General features: G+C 39.8%; 22 protein-coding genes and 1 other RNA gene. 15 read left to right on the forward strand and 8 right to left on the reverse strand.

What is annotated here, in order from left to right:
• Window positions 1–336: 336 nt before the first annotated feature.
• Window positions 337–2,355 (reverse strand): M3 family metallopeptidase, encoded by a 2,019-nt coding sequence (locus QE422_RS06590; protein WP_307456104.1) that lies wholly within the window; start codon window positions 2,353–2,355, stop codon window positions 337–339.
• 208 nt (window positions 2,356–2,563) lie between these two features.
• On the opposite strand from QE422_RS06590, the gene QE422_RS06595 reads away from it, so the two are divergent.
• Window positions 2,564–3,097, forward strand: coding sequence for an SRPBCC family protein (locus QE422_RS06595; protein ID WP_307456106.1), 534 nt, complete (start codon window positions 2,564–2,566; stop codon window positions 3,095–3,097).
• A gap of 35 nt (window positions 3,098–3,132) precedes the next feature.
• On the opposite strand, the gene QE422_RS06600 is transcribed toward QE422_RS06595, so the two are convergent.
• Entirely contained in the window at window positions 3,133–3,495 is a 363-nt protein-coding gene (locus QE422_RS06600; protein WP_307456108.1) for a DUF805 domain-containing protein, read from the reverse strand.
• A 136-nt stretch (window positions 3,496–3,631) separates the two neighbouring features.
• On the opposite strand from QE422_RS06600, the gene QE422_RS06605 reads away from it, so the two are divergent.
• The 4 genes from QE422_RS06605 (at window position 3,632) to rimM (ending at window position 6,063) form a co-directional block, all read left to right on the forward strand.
• Window positions 3,632–4,081, forward strand: coding sequence for a hypothetical protein (locus tag QE422_RS06605; RefSeq protein ID WP_307456109.1), 450 nt, complete (start codon window positions 3,632–3,634; stop codon window positions 4,079–4,081).
• 154 nt (window positions 4,082–4,235) lie between these two features.
• Entirely contained in the window at window positions 4,236–4,748 is a 513-nt protein-coding gene (locus QE422_RS06610) for a nitroreductase (RefSeq protein WP_307456111.1), read from the forward strand.
• A gap of 202 nt (window positions 4,749–4,950) precedes the next feature.
• Window positions 4,951–5,508, forward strand: coding sequence for a 30S ribosomal protein S16 (locus QE422_RS06615; RefSeq protein WP_307456113.1), 558 nt, complete (start codon window positions 4,951–4,953; stop codon window positions 5,506–5,508).
• Window positions 5,509–5,520: 12 nt separating this feature from the next.
• A complete protein-coding gene (gene rimM, locus QE422_RS06620; protein ID WP_307456115.1) occupies window positions 5,521–6,063 on the forward strand; it encodes a ribosome maturation factor RimM in 543 nt (180 codons plus the stop codon).
• Between the two features lie 17 nt (window positions 6,064–6,080).
• Here rimM and QE422_RS06625 read toward each other — a convergent pair whose 3' ends face one another.
• On the reverse strand, window positions 6,081–7,028 hold the full coding sequence (locus QE422_RS06625; protein WP_307456116.1) for a helix-turn-helix domain-containing protein: 948 nt from the start codon (window positions 7,026–7,028) through the stop codon (window positions 6,081–6,083).
• Between the two features lie 90 nt (window positions 7,029–7,118).
• Between QE422_RS06625 and QE422_RS06630 the strand changes: the two genes are divergently transcribed.
• The 5 genes from QE422_RS06630 to rpoN all read left to right on the forward strand — a co-directional run bounded on the left by QE422_RS06630 (window position 7,119) and on the right by rpoN (window position 12,124).
• The gene (locus tag QE422_RS06630; RefSeq protein ID WP_307456118.1) at window positions 7,119–7,763 is read left to right on the forward strand and encodes a hypothetical protein; all 645 of its coding nucleotides are present in this window, start codon (window positions 7,119–7,121) and stop codon (window positions 7,761–7,763) included.
• Entirely contained in the window at window positions 7,760–8,359 is a 600-nt protein-coding gene (locus tag QE422_RS06635) for a CDP-alcohol phosphatidyltransferase family protein (RefSeq protein ID WP_307456119.1), read from the forward strand. Before QE422_RS06630 ends, QE422_RS06635 begins: the two co-directional genes overlap by 4 nt.
• 159 nt (window positions 8,360–8,518) lie before the next feature.
• Window positions 8,519–9,967, forward strand: a complete 1,449-nt coding sequence (asnS, locus tag QE422_RS06640; protein ID WP_307456121.1) for an asparagine--tRNA ligase — start codon at window positions 8,519–8,521, stop codon at window positions 9,965–9,967.
• 291 nt (window positions 9,968–10,258) lie between these two features.
• Entirely contained in the window at window positions 10,259–10,432 is a 174-nt protein-coding gene (locus QE422_RS06645) for a type II toxin-antitoxin system RelE/ParE family toxin (protein ID WP_307456122.1), read from the forward strand.
• Window positions 10,433–10,660: 228 nt separating this feature from the next.
• Window positions 10,661–12,124 carry an RNA polymerase factor sigma-54 gene (gene rpoN, locus QE422_RS06650; RefSeq protein WP_307456124.1) on the forward strand — a complete coding sequence of 488 codons (1,464 nt, stop codon included), beginning with the start codon at window positions 10,661–10,663 and terminating at the stop codon, window positions 12,122–12,124.
• A gap of 64 nt (window positions 12,125–12,188) precedes the next feature.
• On the opposite strand, the gene QE422_RS06655 is transcribed toward rpoN, so the two are convergent.
• The 3 genes from QE422_RS06655 to QE422_RS06665 are packed head-to-tail and all read right to left on the reverse strand — an operon-like array spanning window position 12,189 to window position 15,030.
• Entirely contained in the window at window positions 12,189–13,811 is a 1,623-nt protein-coding gene (locus tag QE422_RS06655) for an AMP-binding protein (protein ID WP_307456125.1), read from the reverse strand.
• Window positions 13,812–13,871: 60 nt separating this feature from the next.
• Window positions 13,872–14,546, reverse strand: coding sequence for a beta-carotene 15,15'-monooxygenase (locus QE422_RS06660; RefSeq protein ID WP_307456127.1), 675 nt, complete (start codon window positions 14,544–14,546; stop codon window positions 13,872–13,874).
• On the reverse strand, window positions 14,539–15,030 hold the full coding sequence (locus QE422_RS06665; RefSeq protein WP_072954385.1) for an RNA polymerase sigma factor: 492 nt from the start codon (window positions 15,028–15,030) through the stop codon (window positions 14,539–14,541). Before QE422_RS06665 ends, QE422_RS06660 begins: the two co-directional genes overlap by 8 nt.
• Window positions 15,031–15,186: 156 nt before the next feature.
• On the opposite strand from QE422_RS06665, the gene rnpB reads away from it, so the two are divergent.
• Window positions 15,187–15,519, forward strand: an RNA gene (rnpB, locus tag QE422_RS06670) — RNase P RNA component class A.
• Window positions 15,520–15,632: 113 nt separating this feature from the next.
• Here the strand turns inward: rnpB and QE422_RS06675 are convergent.
• Window positions 15,633–16,502, reverse strand: a complete 870-nt coding sequence (locus QE422_RS06675) for a polyphosphate kinase 2 family protein (RefSeq protein ID WP_307456128.1) — start codon at window positions 16,500–16,502, stop codon at window positions 15,633–15,635.
• 353 nt (window positions 16,503–16,855) lie between these two features.
• Entirely contained in the window at window positions 16,856–17,341 is a 486-nt protein-coding gene (locus QE422_RS06680) for a DUF1573 domain-containing protein (protein WP_294283333.1), read from the reverse strand.
• Window positions 17,342–17,468: 127 nt separating this feature from the next.
• Here QE422_RS06680 and QE422_RS06685 point away from each other — a divergent pair, with 127 nt between their 5' ends.
• The 4 genes from QE422_RS06685 to QE422_RS06700 all read left to right on the forward strand — a co-directional run bounded on the left by QE422_RS06685 (window position 17,469) and on the right by QE422_RS06700 (window position 22,406).
• Window positions 17,469–20,084 carry a valine--tRNA ligase gene (locus QE422_RS06685; protein WP_307456129.1) on the forward strand — a complete coding sequence of 872 codons (2,616 nt, stop codon included), beginning with the start codon at window positions 17,469–17,471 and terminating at the stop codon, window positions 20,082–20,084.
• Window positions 20,085–20,103: 19 nt separating this feature from the next.
• Window positions 20,104–20,721: a DUF3239 domain-containing protein gene (locus QE422_RS06690; protein ID WP_307456131.1), complete on the forward strand. Its 618-nt coding sequence runs from the start codon at window positions 20,104–20,106 to the stop codon at window positions 20,719–20,721.
• A gap of 76 nt (window positions 20,722–20,797) precedes the next feature.
• Complete coding sequence (locus QE422_RS06695) at window positions 20,798–21,433, forward strand: DUF4241 domain-containing protein (protein WP_307456133.1); 636 nt, start codon at window positions 20,798–20,800, stop codon at window positions 21,431–21,433.
• A gap of 85 nt (window positions 21,434–21,518) precedes the next feature.
• Complete coding sequence (locus tag QE422_RS06700) at window positions 21,519–22,406, forward strand: ribokinase (protein ID WP_307456135.1); 888 nt, start codon at window positions 21,519–21,521, stop codon at window positions 22,404–22,406.
• The last annotated feature ends 42 nt before the right edge of the window (window positions 22,407–22,448 follow it).

The following is a 22,448-nucleotide window of genomic DNA, read 5'->3' on the forward strand; positions in this document are numbered from 1 at the left end:
GTTTTGTTATCATCCGTTATGTTGACACAAAAGAAATTCTATCAGGGTTGTCAATATTTTGATTCCAGTAAAATGTCTGCTGAACATAATCCGTATCTATAAAATAATCAATCATTTATTTATTGCTTTCAAACTCTTTCTCACTATCCGGTCTGTAGGTATAATCTAAATTTAAATGTTCGTGTTTTGGTAGGTCTAAATTTAAAAGGTTAAATATTTTTTCGGATGACTTTCCGTCAAAATATACCTGGCAGACAATATCCTGTATAAATTCAATAAGTCAAATTTAAAATAAAAAACCATTAAGCTGATTCACTTAATGGTTTAAAAATATTTTTACCCAAACGCCCTTTTCAATAGACTCTCCACTTTCGGTTCGCTTCCTCTGAAGCTTTTGTACAATTCCATCGGATCTTTGGTACCGCCGGAAGAAAGCAGGACTTTATATTTGGCGGCGATTTCCGGATTGAATATCCCGTTTTCCTTGAAGTACTGGAAAGCGTCGGCATCGAGGACTTCTGCCCACTTGTAAGAATAATATCCTGCCGAATAACCACCCTGGAAAATATGCGAGAAGCTCGGGCTCATTGCCATTTCCGGATTGGCTGGATATAATTGGGTAGCTTTCGTATATTTATCCTCAAACTCCTTTACACTTTTATTCTCCAACTCTCCAACCTTGGTATGATAATTCATATCCAGCAGTCCGAAACCAAGCTGTCTGAGGGTTTGGTAGCCTTCCATGAAGTTTTTCGACTGGGCGATCTTTTCTATTTTTTCATCCGGCAATACTTCACCGGTTTTGTAATGTTTGGCGAATGTTTTTAAAAATTCCGGCTCGTAGCAGAAATTTTCAAGGAACTGGGACGGCAATTCCACAAAATCCCATTTCACAGAAGTCCCAGAAAGATTTGGATATTGGGTATTGGCCAGCATTCCGTGCAGGGCATGACCGAATTCATGGAACAAGGTAGTTACTTCTTGGAAGGTCAGTAAACTTGGCGTATCCTTTGTCGGTTTGCTGAAATTGCAGACGATGGAGATGTGCGGACGGGAATTTTCACCGTCTTTCTTATACTGGTTTTTATAGCTCGTCATCCAGGCTCCGGCTCTTTTGCCTTTTCGTGGGAAATAGTCTGCATATAATAGAGATTTGTATTCCCCATTTTCTTTAACTTCATACACTTTTACATCTTCATGGTATTTCGGGACATCGTTTCTTTCCTCGAAAGTAAGTCCGAAAAGCTGGTTGGCTAATCCGAAAACGGCATCCTGAACCTGATTCAGAGGGAAATAAGGTTTCAGTTCCTCATCATTCAGATCGTATTTGGCTTTACGGAGTTTTTCCGCGTAGAAAGCGTGGTCATAAGCCTGCATTTCTTCAATACCGTCAGCTTTAGCCAATGCTTTCAATTCTTCGATTTCTTTTCCGGCGTACGGTTTTGCTTTGGTTAAAAGTTCGTTCAGGAAGTCGATTACTTTCGCAGGGGATTTCGCCATTCTTTCTTCCAGTACATATTCCGCATAGTTTTTATAGCCGAGCAGTTCTGCTTTCTGCTGTTTAAGTGAAAGAAGTTCTTTAACAAGATGCTGGTTATCAAATTCTCCACCGTCAAAAGACCTTTTACCGTTAGCCAAGGCCAGCTCCTTTCTCAGGTCGCGGTTTTCGGCGTACGTCATAAACGGGATATAGCTCGGGTACTGTAATGTTACGACCCAGCCTTCCAGGTTTCTCTCTTTTGCTTCCTCGGCATATTGTTCAAGAATAGCGTCGGGAATTCCTGCTAGATCTTCTTTGCTGGTGATGTGCTTGAAATAATTGTTCGTTGAGGCCAGAACATTCTGCCCGAACTGAAGCGACTTTAAAGATAAATCCATATTGATTTTCTTTAGTTTTTCCTTGTCTTCTTCGTTCAGCAAAGCACCGCTTCTTACAAAACCTTTGTAGGTTTCATTGAGAAGCATCTGCTGTTCTTCGTTGAGGTTGTATTTTTCCTTTTCGTCGTAGACTTTTTTAATTTTGTTAAACAAAGCTTCGTTCTGGGAGATTTTCGAGGAATATTCTGTCAGGATCGGGGAAACTTCCTGCGCAATCTGCTGCAGCTCGTCGCTGGTTTCGGCAGAATTTAAATTAAAGAATATATTGGAAGCCACATCCAGCTGCTCTCCGGAATAGGCCAGTGCTTCGATTACATTTTCGAAAGTAGGCTCTTCGGGGCTATTGACGATCGCATGGATCTCCTCTTCCGATTTCCGGATCAGTTCCTTAAAAGCCGGAAGGTAATCGGCATTGCTGATCTGATCAAAAGGCGCTGAATGATATGGGGTATTAAATTTTTCTGTTAAAATATTCATAGTCTGATTTTAATATTTGTAAATGTAACGATTCCTGCGAACCGACAGCGAAATTGCGCAAAAATAATGCCTGAGTAAAGCGGTGTGACAAAATTGACGGTATTGCATAATCTTGTCATATGCAAAGCCGGAATGTGCCGGAAATAATTAATTTTGACAGCAGTCGAATCCTGACTTTATTAAAAAATAACCTTAAAATACGGTGACTATGAAAACCTTCTTAAAAATTATCGGTATCCTTATTCTTTTGCTTATTGTTTATGCTGTTGTAGCCATGCTGGCGTTCGGTAACAATTATCATTATGAAAAATCAATGGTAATCAATGCTCCGAAAGAGAAAGTCTGGCAACAGGTCAGTTCGATGAAAGCTTTCAACCAATGGAACCCGTGGATGAAGCTGGATCCGTCGATGAAAATTGCCTACTCCGGAAATGCTGGTGAAGTAGGAGACAAGTACTGCTGGGACAGCAAAGATGATCACGCAGGAGCTGGGTGTCAGGAAATCAAAGAATTGGTTCCGGAGCAGAAGCAGAAAACAGAAATGATTTTTATAAGACCATTTGCGGGTGAGGCGACTTCCGAAATTATGCTGTCTCCAGAAGGAAATGCAACGAAGGTAACCTGGACGATGGATACGGAACAGGATGCCATGATGAAGGTCATGAGACCGATGATGGATTACCAGATGGGAAAATCTTACGAAGAAGGACTGAACAACCTGAAAAAATTAGCTGAAAAATAAAATGAAAGCCTTGTCGACGGACAAGGCTTTATTATTTAATATTCTTTTTTACCAATTTCGTTAATTGAATTATAATTCCCTTGTCCTTTCGGGTTCGGACCGTATTCGTTGGGTCCGTGATCACTGTCGGCAAACAACATCCACAGGCCATAAAAAGGAATGATCTGGAACCATCCGGAGTTGCCGCGGTCATGGCATCTCTTTGCCCCTTGTGCCAACATAAACCAAATTAAAGGAATAGCCAAAAGTAAAAAGATGATAAGAACGGTTCCTGAAGGTTCATCATTATTAAAAGTGAAAAGATTAAAAGGAACAGAAAATGCTAAATAAATAAGATAAGACAATCCGTACTCTGTTCTTCTGATTCTGCCGTTGAAGGAAAACGGTGCTTTAAACATGATATTAGTTTTAAAATTAAGACCGTAAAAATAGAAATAATTTTTAAAAATTGAAAAAATAAATCAAACTGTTATTTTATGTTAAGCTGAATAGAGATTATTTAAAAAATATTATCTTTATATAAAGATTCGATACATGGAGAAGATAGTATTTGAAAAGAACAACATCAGGAATTATGTAAAAGACGTAATTGCCGGAAAAATAGAGAAACTGAAAAATTTTATAGAATTTACCCTTGAAGCAAGCCGCGAAATAAAAAAGACCCCGAAATATGACAGCATGAGAGAAGAAATGCAGGAAGAAATCTACCAGATGCAACGTCAGCTGGGAGCGTTGCATGATCTTCGAAGAAACATGGGCAAAGTTCTGAACAATTCTACCGACAGGGTGCAGCTGGGTTCATTGGTGATTACTAATAAAGCCCGGTTTTATATTTCGGTCTCTCTGGGGGAATTTTTCTTTGAAGGCGACCGCTTTTATGCGATTTCCTCAGAAAGTCCCATGGCTAAAAAAATGATGGGCATGAAGCCCGGCGATGAATTTACCTTAAATAAAATCCATCAGAAGATTGTCGAGGTTTTGTAAGTAAAAAGTAAAAAGTAAAAAGTAAAAAGTAAAAAGTAGTTTTGATAAACAACCATTACTAATTACCCATTGTTTATCATCCATTAAGAATCCACTCCAAACATTACATCCTTCATCCTGCTTCCGGCTTTCATCTTTTTCGTAATTTTGTTTCATGAATAAAGCAGAAGTCTTAAAAGAAATTATAGAAAAAAGAAGAAGTATTTTTCCTAAAGATTACACCGACGCGGAACTTCCTCAGGAAACTCTTGATGAAATTTTACATTCGGCAACACTGGCTCCTAACCATAAGCGGACCAAACCATGGCGTTTCAAAACGTTCAGAGGGGAAGAAAAGGCTAAGCTTGCTTCTGAAATGCAGGCTATTTACAAAGCTACCCAACCCGAACAGATGTTTCTGGAGAAAAAGTACAACGATATCGGCTTCAAAATCAATAAAGCAGATGCTGTAATTTCCATTGTGGTGAATTTCAGCGGGCTGGTTCCGGAGTGGGAAGAAATTGCTGCGGTTTCGATGGCTGTCCAGAATATGTACCTTACCTGTACGGCCAATGAGATTGGTTGCTACTGGAGCTCTCCGAAACTGGTCGATCACCTGAAAGAATCCCTCACCATCGAAGAAAACCAGAAATGCTTGGGATTGTTTTACTTAGGAAATCTAGAATAAAATAGCCCTGATCGAACGGCCTGTCTGAGCTCTTTTTCTTTGCAGAAGAAAAAAGCAAGTAGTGAGAACAGGTTCCCGGCTCCTGAAATAAATAGCGGAATTTGTAAAACTTTTTACCTGGGTCTTTTTACTTTAAACTTTTTTACTATCTTTGCACTCTTAAATATTTAACTGGGACGAGTTCCCGTAAAATTCAAACATTATGTCAGTAAAAATCAGATTACAAAGACACGGTAAAAAAGGAAAACCTTTCTTCCACATCGTGGTTGCAGATTCTAGAGCTAGAAGAGATGGTAAATTCATCGAGAAACTAGGAACTTACAACCCAATTACGAACCCTGCAACTATCGATTTGAACGTTGATTCTGCTGTGAAGTGGTTAAACAACGGTGCTCAGCCAACTGATACTGCAAGAGCAATCCTTTCTTACAAAGGTGCCCTTTACAAAAAACACTTACAAGGTGGTGTAGCTAAAGGTGCTTTTGATGAAGCTGAAGCTGAAAAAAGATTTGCTGCTTGGGTAGATGCTAAAGAAGCTAAAGTACAAGGTAAAGTAGAAGGTTTGGCAACTGCTAAATCCGATGCTAAAAAAGCTGCGTTAGAAGCTGAAGCTAAAGTAAACGAAGCAAGAATCGCTGCTGCTGCACAAGCTGAAGCTGATGCTAAGGCTGCTGAAGAAGCGGCAAACGCACCTGCTGAGGAAACTGCTGAAGGAGAAGCTCCTGCTGCTGAATCTACAGAAGAAAATACTGAAGCTTAAGAAAAATCCGGGATGCGTAAAGAAGATTGCTATTTATTAGGAAAAATCACACGCAGACACGGACTTGCGGGAAACGTTATCCTTAAACTGGATACCGATCAACCCGAGCTTTACAATAAACTGGAATCAATATTCGTTGAAATCAACGGATTATTGGTTCCTTTTTTTATTGCAAAATCATCCTGGAGCAAAAACGATGCTCTGAATATTGCTTTTAAAAATTCTACGGAAGCCCTGGTAGACCAGTCTTTAGGCAAAGATGTCTATCTGCCGCTATCTACACTGCCAAAACTCTCCGGCAAGCAGTTTTATTATCACGAAATCATCGGATTTACTATTTTCGATGAAAACGACAATGATTGCGGCGTCATCCGATCAGTCAACGATCAGACGGCACAGGTGTATTTCGTTACGAATCTGGACGGAAAAGAAGTCGTGATCCCAATGATCAAGGACTGGATTATTGAAGTAAACCGTGAAGAACGCTTCATCAAAATGCAGCTTCCTGAAGGGCTCATCGATGTTTTTCTGGTACCTTCCAAGAAAGACGAATAATCGCCATAAGCACTGGTTTAGCTTAATTTCTCTCCCAAACTTTCAATCTGTTTATACATTTTATTGAAAAATATTTTCCGGTCCCTGTTTCCGGAAGTATTCATCGACTTTGAGTTTTTGATCTGATGCTCAAAATAATTCTGCGTTTCCGTGCAGGTTTTATCATCTGTAATCAGGATATAGCCGAACATATTCGTGGGAATGGCAAAAAGAGACTGCTGCGGATGGTGGAAAAAAATATCATTTGAAAGATGCATCAGTTCATTTTCGTACAACCGGAATCTCGGGCTGTTCTCCGTTTTCCCTTCAATATATTCTATGAGTTCCGTCAGTTCCTGGAGAATAATCCGGGCTTCATTCTTTTTCAGCAATCCGGTTTCGAAATAAAATAAGATTTGCTGCAAGATACTGGAAACCGTATGATCATTCCATAATTCCACCACATTCTGTTCTTCATATTTTTTCCTTAATTCTTTCGTGTCTAAATTAAAATCGGGTGGCAAAAATTCCAGGAATGGAATAAACACCTGTTTTGCATTCAGCAGATTCATCCAGACATAAATTTTAAACCGCGAGAGCAGGGTGTCCGACAGCGTATAAAAAAACGGGATGTCTTTCGCCGAATAGTAGATCGTCATTCCGTCCGAAAGGGGAAGGTTTTCAAAGATAGCGAGGTTATGCTTAAAAAAGGACTGCAAATCCCCGGTCTCAGTAACGGCTTTTGTTTTCTGTACTAAGATCTGGTGATCCGAAGTCAGAAGCTGATCCAATGAAATCTGATAGTATTTTGCCAGCTCCAGCGCCTCTTCAAAACTGAATTTCGCTTTCAGGGAAGTTCTTCGGTGCGCGGCATCATAACTGATGTTAAGGATGTTGGCGATTTCGTCATTCAATGATTTATCACCTATTTTCCGACGGATCTGTTTAAGTAGAATTTCCTGATGCATGGTTTTTGCGATTTTCACAAAAGTAGGTATTTATTTTAATTTTTTTCCGCATTTGCTTCTGCGTTTTCTGTTGATAATTTTGAGTCAATAATTTTAAAATAATGAATTATGGAAACACGAACTGTATTAATAATGAGTTTTTTACTGATTAATTTTTGTCACGCACAGGATCATGGACAGGTGAAAACTTCCAGAACAAAAGTCTTCGGTTTTTCTCCTTCTAAGAATGTAAAAAATGTTGACGGAATTTTAGTGAAATATTTTGATCAGGAAGGTGAGGGCTTTAAACCTAAAAAGGTAAACGGTTTAGGAATGGGGCTGAATATCATCGGCATTTTTGTACCCGCCCTGCTGCTTTTTAACGTAACGGAGGCGGAGCATTGGAATTTGAAAAGCGATGAAACTGTGGAGAAAAATAAAATGAACAAAATCAATGGAATGCAGCTGTCGTTGATTAATATGGAACCAACAATTACAAACGGTTTAGAGATCAATGTTTCAAGTAATATGGGAAGCAGTGCGGTTACGAACGGAGTTGCTGTATCCCCTTTTTTTAATATTCATCATGAGATGAAAGGTTTTTCGATAGCCCCTTTAGCAAATGTCGGTAAAAAATGCCGGGGTCTACAGATCGGAATTTTCAATAAATGCGAAGATTTCAGAGGGATACAGCTGGGATGGTGGAATGAAAATGAGAAAAGAAAGCTGCCTTTCGTTAATTGGAATTTTAAAGCGAAAATAAAAAAGCCATGAAAACCATACCCTATTTATTAATTGCTGCAAGATTTATTTTAGCACCTGTCATCCTTTTATTAGCCTATTTTAAAGGTGCAGAAGCCAGATTTTTAATTTTGGCATTCATGTATTTCGGATTATTTACCGATATTTTCGATGGGATTATTGCCCGGAAGGCCGGTGTTTCTTCGGAAAAATTAAGAAGGCTGGACAGCCAGACCGATCTGGTTTTCTGGCTCTCTCTGGGATTTGCCGCTTACTTGTTGAATCCGGGATTGATAAAAAGCGAATGGAAGGGCGTTGTTCTAATCTTTGTCATGGAAGCTCTCTGTTATGTGATCAGCTGGCTCAAATTCGGTAAAGAAACCTGTACTCATGCGTGGCTTTCAAAATTATGGGGATTAAGCCTTCTTCTGGCATTAACTTATGTAATCGGTTTTCAGAAAACAGGCTGGCCTTTTAGCTTAACGGTAATCCTGGGTTTTATTTCGCATGTCGACGTAATTTTGATTATTCTACTGCTTCCGAAGTGGCAGTATGATGTTCCGAGCTCCTACCATGCATGGAAAATCAGGAAAGGGAAAAAACGTAAGAAAACGGTTTTGTTTAACTAAACCTAATTCAGATAAAAGATAAAAATAGGAAAATTTTAAAGTGAAAGTAATTTTCTCTTATGTATTGAAGAAAATTAAACAACGATAAATATTTAAGTCTTAAAACGTTTTTTGTACCTTTGCGGACATTAATTTTTACACAAAAATTTTAATCAACAAATGAAAAAGCAGACCATTAAGGAAATCCTACAGGATTACAAGAAAGTATTACATCATGACATTACGGTTTACGGCTGGGTAAGAACGTTTCGTGCCAATCGCTTTATTGCGCTAAATGATGGTTCTACAATTAATAATTTGCAGATTGTTGTTGATTTCGAAAATTTCGATGAAGAGCTTATCGGTAAAATCAGTACGGCAGCTTCTCTGAAGATCGTAGGTGAAGTGGTGGAGAGCCAGGGAGCCGGACAGGCCGTGGAGATCGTGGCAAAGAAAATTACCATTTTAGGCGATAACTTTACGGAAGACAGAGATAAAACCATTCTTCAGCCGAAAAAGCACTCCTTGGAAACATTGAGAGAACAGGCGCACCTGAGATTCCGGACAAACCTTTTCGGAGCGGTTTTCAGAGTACGTCACGCCGTAAGTTTTGCGGTGCATTCTTTCTTTAACCAAAACCAGTTCTTTTACATCAATACACCGGTAATCACGGGTGCTGATGCGGAAGGAGCAGGGGAAATGTTCGGGGTGACAAACTTTGACCTGAATGCTATCCCGAGAGACGAGCAGGGCGATATTGATTTTTCTCAGGATTTTTTCGGAAGAAAAACCAACCTTACGGTTTCCGGACAGCTTGAAGGGGAAACGGCAGCCATGGGATTAGGGAGAATTTATACTTTCGGACCGACATTCCGTGCAGAAAATTCCAATACGACACGACACCTGGCGGAATTCTGGATGATCGAGCCGGAAGTGGCTTTCAATAACCTTGAAGACAACATCGATCTGGCGGAAGATTTCCTGAAATACGTCATTCAATATGTACTGGATAACTGCAAAGATGATCTTGAGTTCCTGGATAATCGTTTTGCAGAAGAGCAAAAATCCAAGCCGGAAAAAGAGAGAGCTAAAGAAGGGTTGATCGAGAAGCTTGAAAATGTAGTGGCTAAGCGGTTTAAAAGAGTCTCTTATACCGAAGCTATTGAGATCCTGTTAAATTCAAAAGAAAATAAAAAAGGCAAGTTCCAGTATCCGGTAGAAAACTGGGGAACGGATCTTCAGTCCGAGCACGAAAGATACCTGGTAGAAAAACATTTCGAAAGCCCGGTAGTGTTGTTCGATTATCCGAAAGAGATTAAAGCTTTTTATATGAAGCTTAATGACGATAACAAAACCGTTGCGGCAATGGACGTTCTTTTCCCGGGAATCGGCGAGATTATCGGAGGTTCTGAGAGAGAAGCTAGGCTGGATGTATTGAAGCAGAAAATGGCTGATATGCACGTTGACGAACATGAGCTTTGGTGGTATCTGGATACCAGAAAATTCGGCTCCGTACCGCACGCCGGTTTCGGATTAGGATTGGAAAGACTTGTTCTTTTCGTAACGGGAATGACAAACATCCGGGACGTAATCCCTTTCCCAAGAACACCGAAAAATGCAGAGTTCTAAAAAATTGGCTAAATAATATTGAAATCCTTCTGATTTTTCAGAAGGATTTTTTTTATAACTTTACTAATTAACAGGGGACTTGGTGGAATGGTCAGAGAAAAGAGCTAGAAGGAATCGTGCAGGCAGACCGTGGAGATTTTGTTACTGAAAATGAGGTTAAAGAAACGCTAGATCAAGGCTTCAAATAAAATGGACCAGAAAAGCGCTTTGTTCTTTTGCTGATACTTTAAAGTATTGGAATGTTCATAATTCTTCCGAAAAATATTCGAAAAAATTAAGGAAGTCGAAAAGATGCAAAAGCTGATCGCTGAAAATCCGGATATGGGTTCGGTCTCTGAGATAAAAGGCATAAGATTTATCTTAATTGATAAAAATTTTTCACTTTATTACAGATTCAATAAAGATGCGGTAGAAATTCTTGCTTTCTTGGATAACCGTAGAAATCCTGAAAATCTGGATGTATAAAAAGAGCAGGCTTTATTTTTCTTCCGGAATTCTCCATTTTTTTATTCCTGTTATCATTTTAACAATAAACGCAAAAAAGCCCTGATAGTCATACTTCAGGGCTTTTTCTGTTTATTTTAAATAGCTTATTATGTGGCATTGAGTACAAAAATCGTGCTAAAAACTATTTTTCTCAAAATATTTTATTAAATTCGTAGAATATGTTATGTTAAAACACCATCCAGTAATATGCTAAAACAACACTTACAACTCAAATTAGGGCAAAAGCTGGCACCCCAGCAAATCCAGTTGATGAAGCTGATCCAGCTGCACACATTAGAATTTGAGGAGGAACTTGAAAGAGAATTAGAAGAAAACCCGGCATTAGAAATTGCAAAAGAAGAATCTAAAGAAGATGAATATGCCACCCTTGAAGATTCATATGAAACTGAAGGAACGGAAAGCATTGAAACTGATTTTGATGTCGACCAGTATCTGTACGACGATGAACCAAGCTATAAAACTGCATCCAGCAACTATTCTTCAGACGATGAAGAATTCGATAACGAAAGCCTTTTAACGGAAGGTCAGTCATTATACGATTATCTGCTCGAGCAGATCCACCTTGTAAACATCAGTGAAGAAGACGAGAAAATTGCAGAATATATCATCGGAAATCTTGATACCGACGGTTATTTAAGAAGAGAGATCAAATCCCTCGTCGATGACCTGGCTTTCTCGCAGGGAATTTATACCACAAAGGAAAATGTAGAGGATATCCTTGAAAACTATGTGCAGAAGCTGGATCCGCCGGGAGTAGGCGCGAGAGGACTTCAGGAATGCCTTCTCTTACAGATCGAGAAGAAAGTAAGCTCTGATAAAGCGGTCTCTCTGGCTGCAAATATATTGAGACATCAATTTGATGCTTTAACCAACAAGCATTACAATAAAATCATTCAGAAATACGATATCGAAGAAGAAGACCTCCGTGATGCTTTGGACGAAATTTCAAAGTTGTCTCCGAAAGTAGGCGGAAACTTCGATACCCAGACCATTACAATCAACCAGGAAATCATTCCGGATTTTGTCATTCAGGTGAAAGACGGGCAGGTTGTTCCGATGCTGAACAGCAAGAACGCTCCTACATTAAGGGTTTCCGAAGAGTACAAAGATATTTTATCAACGTATTCTCATGATAAAAACTCTTCAGAGCATAAGCAGGCAGCTTTATTTATCAAGCAGAAGCTGGATGCTGCCAAATGGTATATCGATGCCATCAATCAGCGTCAGAATACGTTATTACAGACGATAACAGCCATTGTGAAATTCCAGAAAGATTATTTTCTTACCGGTGATGAAAAATCCCTGAGACCAATGATCTTAAAAGATGTGGCGGATATTACCGGTTTTGATATTTCAACGATTTCCAGAGTGGTAAAAAGCAAGTACGCCGATACGCCGAACGGAATTATCTATCTTAAAGATCTGTTCTCAGACAGTCTCACCAATGATGACGGTGAAGAAGTTTCCACGAAAGAGATCAAAACCCATCTTCAGGAAGTCATCAGCAAAGAGAATAAGAGAAAGCCATTGACCGATGATGCTTTGGTCGTAATCTTAAAAGAGCAGGGCTATAATATTGCAAGAAGAACGATCGCCAAATATCGCGAACAGCTGAATATTCCGGTAGCACGGTTAAGAAAAGAACTTTAAAATAAAACGAAAAAAGCATTTCAAATTGAAATGCTTTTTTTCGTTTTTATGATACAGTAAAGTTTCAGGCTTTTATATTTTCCAAGCCGAGTTCCTTTATCGAGACCTCTCTCATTTCCACTTTCCTGATTTTTCCTGAGATCGTCATGGGAAAATCCTCCACAAATTTCCAGTATTTCGGAACTTTATAGTGGGCAATTTTTCCCTTACAATAGTCCAGTAGCTCATCTTCGGTAACATTAAAGCCTTTCCGTATTTTTACCCAGGCCATCACTTCTTCCCCGAACCTTTCACTTGGTACTCCAATGATCTGAACATCCAGAATATTAGGGTACGTATACAGGAAATCTTCAATTTCTTTAGGCGAAATATTCTCTCCGCCGCGAATGATGAGGTCTTTTATTCTTCCGGAAATAGTAATATAGCCTTCTTCATCCATTACCGCCAGATCACCGGTGTGCATCCAGCGTCCGTCGTCAATTACTTTTCGGGTGTTTTCGGGATCGTTCCAGTATTTCAGCATTACCGAATATCCACGGGTACAAAGTTCGCCATGTTCGCCGCGTGTTACAATTTTCCCGTCATTATCGATGATCTTTATTTCCAGGTGATCATGAACTGTTCCTACGGTATTAACCTGCTTTTCGAATGGCGTTCCGATCAGCGTTTGCGTAGAAACGGGTGAGGTTTCCGTCATTCCATAACAGATGCTCATTTCTTTAATGTTCATCAGGCTTTCTACCTTTTTCATAATTTCCGGAGGGCAAACGGAGCCTGCCATAACCCCGGTCCTCAGATTTGAAAAATCAAAAGTATCGAAATTTTTTACAGCCAGCTCGGCGATAAACATCGTCGGAACTCCATATAAAGAGGTGCATTTTTCAGTAGAAACTACTTGTAAAGTAATTTCAGGATCAAAGCTGTCATTCGGAATCACCATGCACGCGCCGTGAGCGGTACAGCAGAGGTTCCCGATTACCATACCAAAACAGTGGTAAAACGGAACAGGAATACAAACCCGGTCCTTCTCGGTGTACTTCAGACGGATTCCGATAAAATAACCATTATTTAAAATATTGTGATGTGAAAGCGTAACTCCTTTCGGAAAGCCTGTCGTTCCCGAAGTATACTGAATATTTACCGGGTCGTCAAACTGAACGTGCTCTTCAAAACTGTGCAATGTATCATCGGAAATTTCCTGTCCGTTGTTCAGGAAGTCCTCCCAGTTGTCATCAAAGAAAATCTCTGATTTTAACGTGGTACAGAATTCACGGGCATCGGCAATCATTTTTTTATAATTGCTGGATTTAAAAGCCAAAGAAGAAAAAAGATGGGATATTTCCGATTGGTTAATTACGAAAATCAGTTCGCTGGTTCGGTAGGCCGGGTTGATATTCACTAAAATGACCCCGATTCTGGCAGTGGCATATTGCAGCAGAACCCATTCGTAACGGTTGGCCGCCCAGATTCCGACCCGGTCGCCGGATTTAGCTCCCAGAAAAATGAGGGCTTTTGCTACGGCTGTCGTCTGGTTATAAAATTCCTGATAGGTGGCCCGGTAATTTTGGTGAACACAGATTAATGCTTCGTGATTCGGAAATTTTTCAACGGTGTGCTTTAAGCTGTTTCCGATCGTTTCCCCTAACAAAGGAATATCGGAAGCCCCGTGAACATAAGATAGTTGCATAGAATGAAAGATTTGGTGAAATAAAATTAACAATAAAATCTCACATTCCTGCCTGATCTACTAAATTTCCTGCGAATCGATCTCTTTAAGCTGGGTAAGATTACGGTCTAATTTTTTAATAATAATCCCGTACACCACTCTGTAATAAAGCCATACCATCAGTACGGTAAAAACGGTGCTGATAACGGTACCTGCTATAAAGCCGATGATCGTGGAATTGGTGATTTCGATATTCTGGGTATTGAGAATATAGAACACAAACACCGTGAAAATAGAAGTAAAAGTAACCAGCAGAGCAATATTAATTATAATAAAAGCATTGACCGTTTTTTTAAACTGAATGATTTTAAGGATGAATTTTTTCAGGTTTTCTTCTACCTTAATGCCTCTGTAATTCTGGTAAAACCGATAGACAAAGTAAGCGGTAACCGAAAGGCTTGCTATTTTAAGAATAAGATAAATATTGTCGAAGGTAAGCTCCAGCTCCGAAGTTTTCTGTACGCCGAGCCTGTCGAGAATATTAAGGAATGAGTTTGCTTCTTTTCCTTGGATTATATAAAACAGACCGATTAATGTAAAAAAGAGAAATTCCGCTGCACTGATCCAGAAAATATACTTCACATAGTTTCGTGACTTCCTGTTGAGCATCTGAAGGATTTCATTGCTGCCGTATTTCTGCTGAACAGGTTGTTCCTGCCATGTTTTCTTGAAACTGTCTAAATCGAATTCAGGCATATTTTTCCATCTGTTCTTTAAGGGTTTTCTTTAATCTGTTCATTTTCACACGCGCATTCACTTCGGTAATTCCGAGGTTTTCTGCAATATCCTTGTAAGGCAAATCGTCAAGATACATCATAACAATCGCACGTTCCACATTGGGAAGCGTTTTGATTACCGTATACAAAAGTGATACCTGCTGCTGCTTTTCATCATCATCTTCGATAAAATCGGCATGGTTGATGTCCAGCTCATTGGTGGGCAGGCTCTTGCTTTTTTTTCTGAAAAGGGTAATGGCTGTATTCAGGGCAACCCGGTACATCCACGTAGAAATCTTGGAATTTCCCTTAAAAGAATCGTAGCTTCTCCACAACTGTAAAACAATTTCCTGGAAAAGATCTTCTTCGTCCTCCAAAGAATTGGTATAAAGCCGCGAAACCTTGATAATCAAACCCTGATTATCCTTAATAAGCTGCGCAAATTCTTTTTCTTTTGAAGCCAAGGCAGATGTAATAAATGGTTGCACGAAGATAATAATTATTAGTCAATTGTCAATTTTACTTCGTAAAGGAATAGTGAATTTTAAGTTGATAAATAATTGACAATTCACAATCCGCAAAACGCGGATTTAATTCACATTTTGTTATCTTTGCACCCACGAGAAAGTCGGCCTGTTGATTTCCCGTTTTTTCGGGAGGTAGGAAAGTCCGGACACCGTAGAGCAGCAAAGCGGATAACATCCGTCACCCGCGAGGGTAGGACCAGTGCAACAGAAAGGATGTACAGTTCGGCTGTAGTGAAATCAGGTAAACTCTTTGTGGTGCAATGATAAGTATATCGGTTCTTTTCAGCAATGAAAATAGGAGTTACTCGCTCTGAAAGCCGAGGGGTAATCAGCTCAAGTTTTGCAGCAATGTAAGACGTAGATAAATAACAGGCATCCCGTTCCTGTAACGGGATACAAAATCCGGCTTATAGATTTTCTCGTGATTTATCTGAAATTCAGATATAAAAAATGCGGAGACCAGTCTCCGCATTTTTTATATAGGATATATTTAAGAAAACAATCACTGAATTTCATAATAACTTTAAAATAATAAATCTTTATTCGTTTTCCAGTATTTTCTTTGAATCTTCCAAACTCTGTTTCTCCTCTTCCGAAAGTTCAGGATATTTCAGGTTCATCTTTTCAAGTGCATCTATAATAATCTGTATGGCTGCCACCCGGGCAAACCATTTGTTGTCTGCGGGAAGTACATACCAGGGAGCATTATCTTTGGAGGTCTCGTTTATGGCGGTCTCATAACATTCCATGTACTTGTCAAAAAGCGCACGTTCCGGGAGGTCGGCAGAAGAGAATTTCCAGTTTTTATCAGGTTCATTGATCCGGTCCAGAAGCCGTTTCTTCTGCTCTTCTTTGGATACGTGAAGGAATATTTTTACAATCGTCGTTCCGTTTTGTGCGAGGTGCTTTTCAAAATTCCGGATGCTTTCATATCGGTTTTCCCAGAATTTTTCATCAAAATCTTTCACCGATGTCCATGTTTTTTCACTGAGGTTATATTCTGGATGCACTTTACAAACAAGTACACTTTCATAATGCGAACGGTTGAAAATCCCGATCATTCCTTTTTGGGGCAATGCCAGGTAATGCCTCCACAGGAAATCATGCGCGTATTCCCGGGAACTCGGGGTTTTAAAGCTCGTTACATTACATCCCTGCGGATTTACCCCGCCGAAAACGTGCTCGATCATGCTGTCTTTTCCCGCTGCATCCATCGCCTGAAGTACGACCAAAAGCGACTGGCTTCCGTCTGAGTATAGCCGTTCCTGGAGTTCACGAAGTTTTTCTTTTTCCTTAATGAGTAATTGTGCGCCTTCTTCTTTAGTTAGATTGCCTTTATATTCCGTTGCCGCTTTTTTGATCGAAAATTTCCCTTTGATTAAGAAGTCGTCTGAAAAGTTGGTATTCATATTTTATTTAAAGATTAAGATTAGTGTAAACTCAGGTTTGTAGAGCTGGAAGAGGGAAGCTTGATGCTGGAAGTTTCTTCAGTTAATGAATCGTTAATACTTTTAAATATCAAATCATCTTGATAAAGTCAAAATTACTGATAGAGAAGTAAATCCTATCAAATTTTGTTAAGATTGTTATTAAAATCAGAATTTTAGTAAGTTCATATTTTGTCAAAAACTTATTACATTCATTAACGGTTTCTCTCAACGTCCAGCTTCCATCCTCCAGCATCCAACTTCAATCCCCACATAAATATACTAAAAAAACCGCCTCTTTTGGAGACGGTTTCTTTATTTTGAGTAGAGATATACTATTTTGCAGCAGTTTTAGCCGCTTTTTTAGCTGCTTTAGCCGCAGCCTTTGCTTCAGCTTTCTCTGCTTTTTCTTTCGCTTTAAGCTCTTCCGGAGTCAATGGCTTCGGCTCAGGAGCATTAGGATCTACGTTTCCTTTGATGTAGATCACGCTTCTGCTGTTCACAGGGTCATTGGAGAATACCTCGATCATCTTGTTGAAACCGCCGTTGATAGCAGTATTATATCCCACCTTGATTTTAGCAGATTTTCCCGGCATAATAGGATCCTGGCTGAATTCAGGCGTCGTACATCCGCAAGATGCTTTTACATTGGAAAGGATAAGAGGCTTATCACCAGTATTGGTTACAGTGAAAAATCGGATACCGTCTGAACTAGGCTTTACAGTACCGTAGTCGAAAGTAGTTTTGTCAAACGTAATCGTTTGTGCAGATGCAAGAGCGAATGTTCCGAATAATGCAATTCCTGCGATTAATTTTTTCATATTCTTGAATGTTAAATATGTTGTTAGATAAATTTCGAGAACAAAGTTAAAAATTATTTTAATTCATACTTAAAATTTTTTTTCTTTAGACTATTTTTGCAAATTGTAAAGTAAAGAAACAGAATTTATGCAGATTTCAGAAAAGTACAATCCACAGGAAACAGAACAAAAGTGGTACAATTACTGGTTGGAAAACAAATACTTCCACTCAGAACCGAATGATAAGCCGCCGTACACTGTTGTAATTCCTCCGCCTAACGTAACGGGGATTTTGCACATGGGGCACATGCTTAACAATACCATTCAGGATGTTCTGGTCCGTCGTGCGAGAATGCAGGGCTTCAATGCCTGCTGGGTGCCGGGAACAGATCACGCTTCCATTGCTACGGAGGCGAAAGTAGTTGCCAAACTGAAATCCGAAGGGGTCAGCAAGTCTGATATCACCCGCGAAGAATTCCTGAAACATGCTTGGGACTGGACCGATAAATACGGCGGAACCATCCTTGAGCAGCTGAAAAAACTGGGATGTTCCTGCGATTGGGACAGAACCCGATTTACGATGGAACCGAAGCTTTCCCAGCAGGTTACTAAATCTTTTGTTGATTTGTACAACAAAGGATTGATCTACCGTGGATACCGGATGGTAAACTGGGATCCGGAAGCCAAGACCAACATTTCCGATGAAGAAGTAATCTTCAAAGAACAGAACGGAAAATTATATTTCCTTAAATACAACGTTGAAGGTTCGGAAGAATTCCTTTCGGTAGCGACGACCCGTCCTGAAACTATTTTCGGGGATACGGCGATCTGCATCAACCCGAATGACGAGCGATATGCTCACCTGAAAGGAAAAAAAGTAATCGTACCGATCGTAAACAGGGTAATTCCGGTTATCGAAGACGAATATGTGGATATCGAATTCGGAACAGGAGCGCTAAAGATCACGCCAGCGCACGACGTGAACGATTATGAAATCGGCCAGAAGCATAACCTGCAGATGATCGATGCCCTGGATGACGACGGAAATCTGAACGATCACGGATTGCATTACTCCGGAAAAAACAGGTTCGACGTAAGAAAGCAGATCGCGAAAGAATTGGAAGAAAAAGGTCTTTTGCTGAAAGCAGAAGACTATGTAAATAAAGTAGGAACTTCAGAAAGAACCGGAGCGGTTATTGAACCAAAGGTTTCGGTTCAGTGGTTCCTGAAAATGTCTGAGATTGCAAAACCGGCCCTGGGTGTTGTCATGGACGATGAGGTAAAATTCTATCCTGAAAAGTTTAAGAATACCTATAAATACTGGATGGAAAACATCCGCGACTGGAATATTTCCCGCCAGCTTTGGTGGGGACAGCAGATTCCTGCCTACTATTACGGAGACGGCGAAAACGATTTCGTAGTTGCAGAAACCATTGAAGAGGCGCTGGAACTGGCCAGACAAAAAACAGGTAATGATCAGCTAACTGCCGGAAACCTGAAGCAGGATGAAGATGCGCTGGATACCTGGTTCTCATCTTGGCTGTGGCCGATGTCAGTATTCGACGGGCTGATTGATCCTGAAAATAAAGACATCAATTATTATTACCCGACTTCAGACCTGGTAACTGGTCCGGATATTATTTTCTTCTGGGTAGCCCGGATGATCATGGCCGGATTGGAATACAGAAAAGAGGTTCCTTTTAAAAATGTTTATTTTACAGGCATTGTAAGGGATAAGCAGAGAAGAAAGATGTCCAAGTCTTTAGGAAATTCACCAGATCCGTTAGAGTTGATAGAGAAATATGGAGCTGATGGCGTACGTGTTGGAATTTTACTGAGTTCCGCAGCTGGAAACGATCTGCTTTTTGATGAAGAACTGATGCTGCAGGGAAGAAACTTCATGACGAAAATCTGGAACGCCTTCCGTCTCATCAATATGTGGAACCATGAAGATAAGCCTGCAAATGATACAGAAAACCAAACGATTGAGTGGTTTGAAAATAAGCTAAGCAAGACCATTGCTGAAATCGATGATCAGTTTGAAAAATTTAGAATCTCTGATGCTCTGCATTTGATCTATAAATTAATTTGGGACGATTTCTGCGGTTGGTATCTGGAAGCCATTAAACCAAATTACGGAGAAGGAATTTCCAAAGAAGTTTACCATAAAACTGTAAAGCTTTTTGAGGAATTAATAAAACTGCTTCATCCATTCATGCCTTTCTTAACGGAAGAATTATGGCAGACGATTTCTGAAAGAAGTCATGAAGATGCCTTGATTATTGCCCAGCAGAAAAAAGCGGAAGCATTTGATGAAACCATTATTAAAAACTTCGAAACAGCGTCAGACGTAATTTCCGGGGTAAGAAATTACCGTCAGACCAAAGGGATTTCTCCAAGAGAAGCAGCTGAAGTTTATACCAATGCTACAGAATTTGCTAATGAAGCCGTTATCAGAAAACTGGCGAATGTTTCAGAAATTCATTTTGCAACAAAAACGGACAAGCCGAGCTTCACCTTCCTGGTAGGAGCAACCGAAATTTCAATTCCACTAAGTGAAAATTTAGACCTGGAAGAAGAAAAGAAAAAAACCGAAGAAGAGCTTAAATATTTAAAAGGCTTCCTGATTTCGGTAGACAAAAAGCTGTCTAACGAAAAGTTTGTGGCGAATGCCAAGCCGGAAATTGTAGAGGTTGAGCGTAAAAAACAAAAAGATGCGCTGGACAAAATTGCGATTCTGGAAGAAAAGCTGAAAAGCCTATAACTTTAAAATAATAATATCAATGAAAGACGATAGAGGTATTTTCACGCTGGATAGTGATACCGTGGCTTCTAATCCGGCAAGGGTAAGGGTAATGCCTTTCGTACTGATGAGGTATATGCCCAAATCTGTTCTGCTGCTGATCCCTCTATTGGCTTCATTGGTTTTTACTTTTGAGGTCTCCCTGCTGTGGGGATTTCTGCCTTCTGCCTTCTTTTTTGTAATAAATTATTTTTACTGGAGGAGGAAAAGTGAACACTTTGCTTATGGAGATTCCAACGGCGGAATTGTGGTTTCTGAAAATCCCAAACTGATTGCCGTTACAACCGATCTGTCAAAAGGATTTGCCGGAGGAAGCTATCCGGTGGTTAAAATAATACCTTACAAAGGAAAAGGAAAACTGAACGACAGGATCGGGACAGTGGCGCTTTACGAAGGTACTTCAAGCTGTACTCCTCACTGGAGCGATTTTTTTCCGGTTCCGGTAGAATATGTCAATAACAATAAGGCGGAATTGAATGCCGTTTTACGTTCGTATTCCGAAGAAAGCTGGGAAGTTCTTGAAAGCAGGATCAAACAGATTAGCCAGCCTTACAAAGAAGGGCTATTCAAACTTTCTGCGGAAGACAGCAGCTGGTAGATTGATCAGGCTAAAAATAATCAGATACTTTATCTGAATACCATCATTTCGGATGATGGAGATTAATTAATATTAAATGACACATATAGAAAACATAAAAAAACTATTTTCCAAAAACTTTGTAGAAAGTCCTTTGCTGGAAAGCTTCGAAGTCGGGAAAATCTATCTTTCCAGCGGGAAGCTTGTTGCCTGTGATCCAGTAATCACCAGCGATATGAACCCGTTCACTACAAAATTTCCGAAAGGAGATTTTTCTGTTTTACTGCATAAGGAAAGGGAAAGCAATTGTGTGGCTTACGCTGAAATTATCTTCGGTGATGCAGAAGTGGCAGACTGGAAACTGGCTGTAACGGAAGGGCAGCATGTAAAAGACCTTGCAGAAGGGGAAGTATTCGGATATCCTGTAGAAAGCGGGATGGGCTGCTTCATGGATGCCGATACCCAAAATGGCCTTAATGATCTCGAACAGAGGCTGTACCGGAGCAAAGGGGTAGACTTTATGGGGATTTATGAAGAATTTTTCCATGAATACTTCTTCGATGAAAACGGAGCTATTGACCAGTATGCATTCTTAAAGCCGTCGGAAGCACATCCTGGAACCATTTTTGCCTTTGAAACCGGATACGGTGAAGGTTTCTATGCAAGCTATATTGCCTATGATAAAAGCGGCGCGCCGGTAAAGATTGTTACTGAATTTATCGAAATTAGTTAATTAAAGTTAATTGTTTTTGAAACACAGCCGCGAGATGATAAATTTGTCCGAATCACAAAATAATAAAAAGCCAATATAAAACACAATGAATTTTTCCTCAGACCAGCCGAAAATCATCGTTGTAGGAAGCTCTTCGATAGATCTTGTTTTAGAAACTGAAAAAGTTCCCTGTCAGAATGAGACCGTTATTGCCTATAATTCCGAAAGCTATTTTGGAGGAAAGGGAGCCAATCAGGCAGTTGGCGCTGCCAGACTTGGGGCAAGCGTTTATTTCATAGGCTGTGTGGGTATGGATCCTCTCGGCCAGCAGATCATGAGAAATATGGTGAATGAAAACGTAAACGTGGGTTTTGTTTTTGAAACCGATCAGGAAGCAACCGGAACAGCTTATGTGACCACTTCAGAGGGAAATGCAGCCATTGTTGTCGTTCCTGCGGCCAATAATTATTTGAGCATCGAGCATGTAGAAGCAGCAGATAAATATTTCCATACCACAGAGCTTGTTCTTCTCCAACTTGAAGTTCCCATGAAAGTTGTGGAATATACCGTAAGAAAAGCCAAAAAGTACCGTAAAAAAGTCGGCTTGTATGCTTCTCCTGCACAACGTTTAAGCAATGAAGTCATTGATAATGTAGATTTCATTATTGTAAAAAGCAGTGAGCTGCACATTGTTTTCGGCGAAGAACAACGGGAAGAAATCCTTAAAAAATATTTTAACAAAGTTTTCGTGAGGGATGATATCAATTCCACCGTTTATTTTGATGGTACGGAAATGAAATACTGCAGGAATGATAAAGATAAAACCGTACACAAAATGGGAATGGGCGATGCGTTTACCGCCGGATTTTCGGTAGCGTTATGCCATGAAAATCCGATTGAAGAATGTGTAAAATTCGGGAATGAAGTTTCTGCAAGGGTTTCCGGTAAAAAAGGTTCGCAGACGGGTCTTCCGAGAGTTTCGGATTTTCTTTAAACTATTTGCTGCATATCGAAAATACGAACAAAGCATTATAAT

This window comes from Chryseobacterium sp. SORGH_AS_0447, assembly GCF_030818695.1.
Lineage (GTDB): Bacteria > Bacteroidota > Bacteroidia > Flavobacteriales > Weeksellaceae > Chryseobacterium.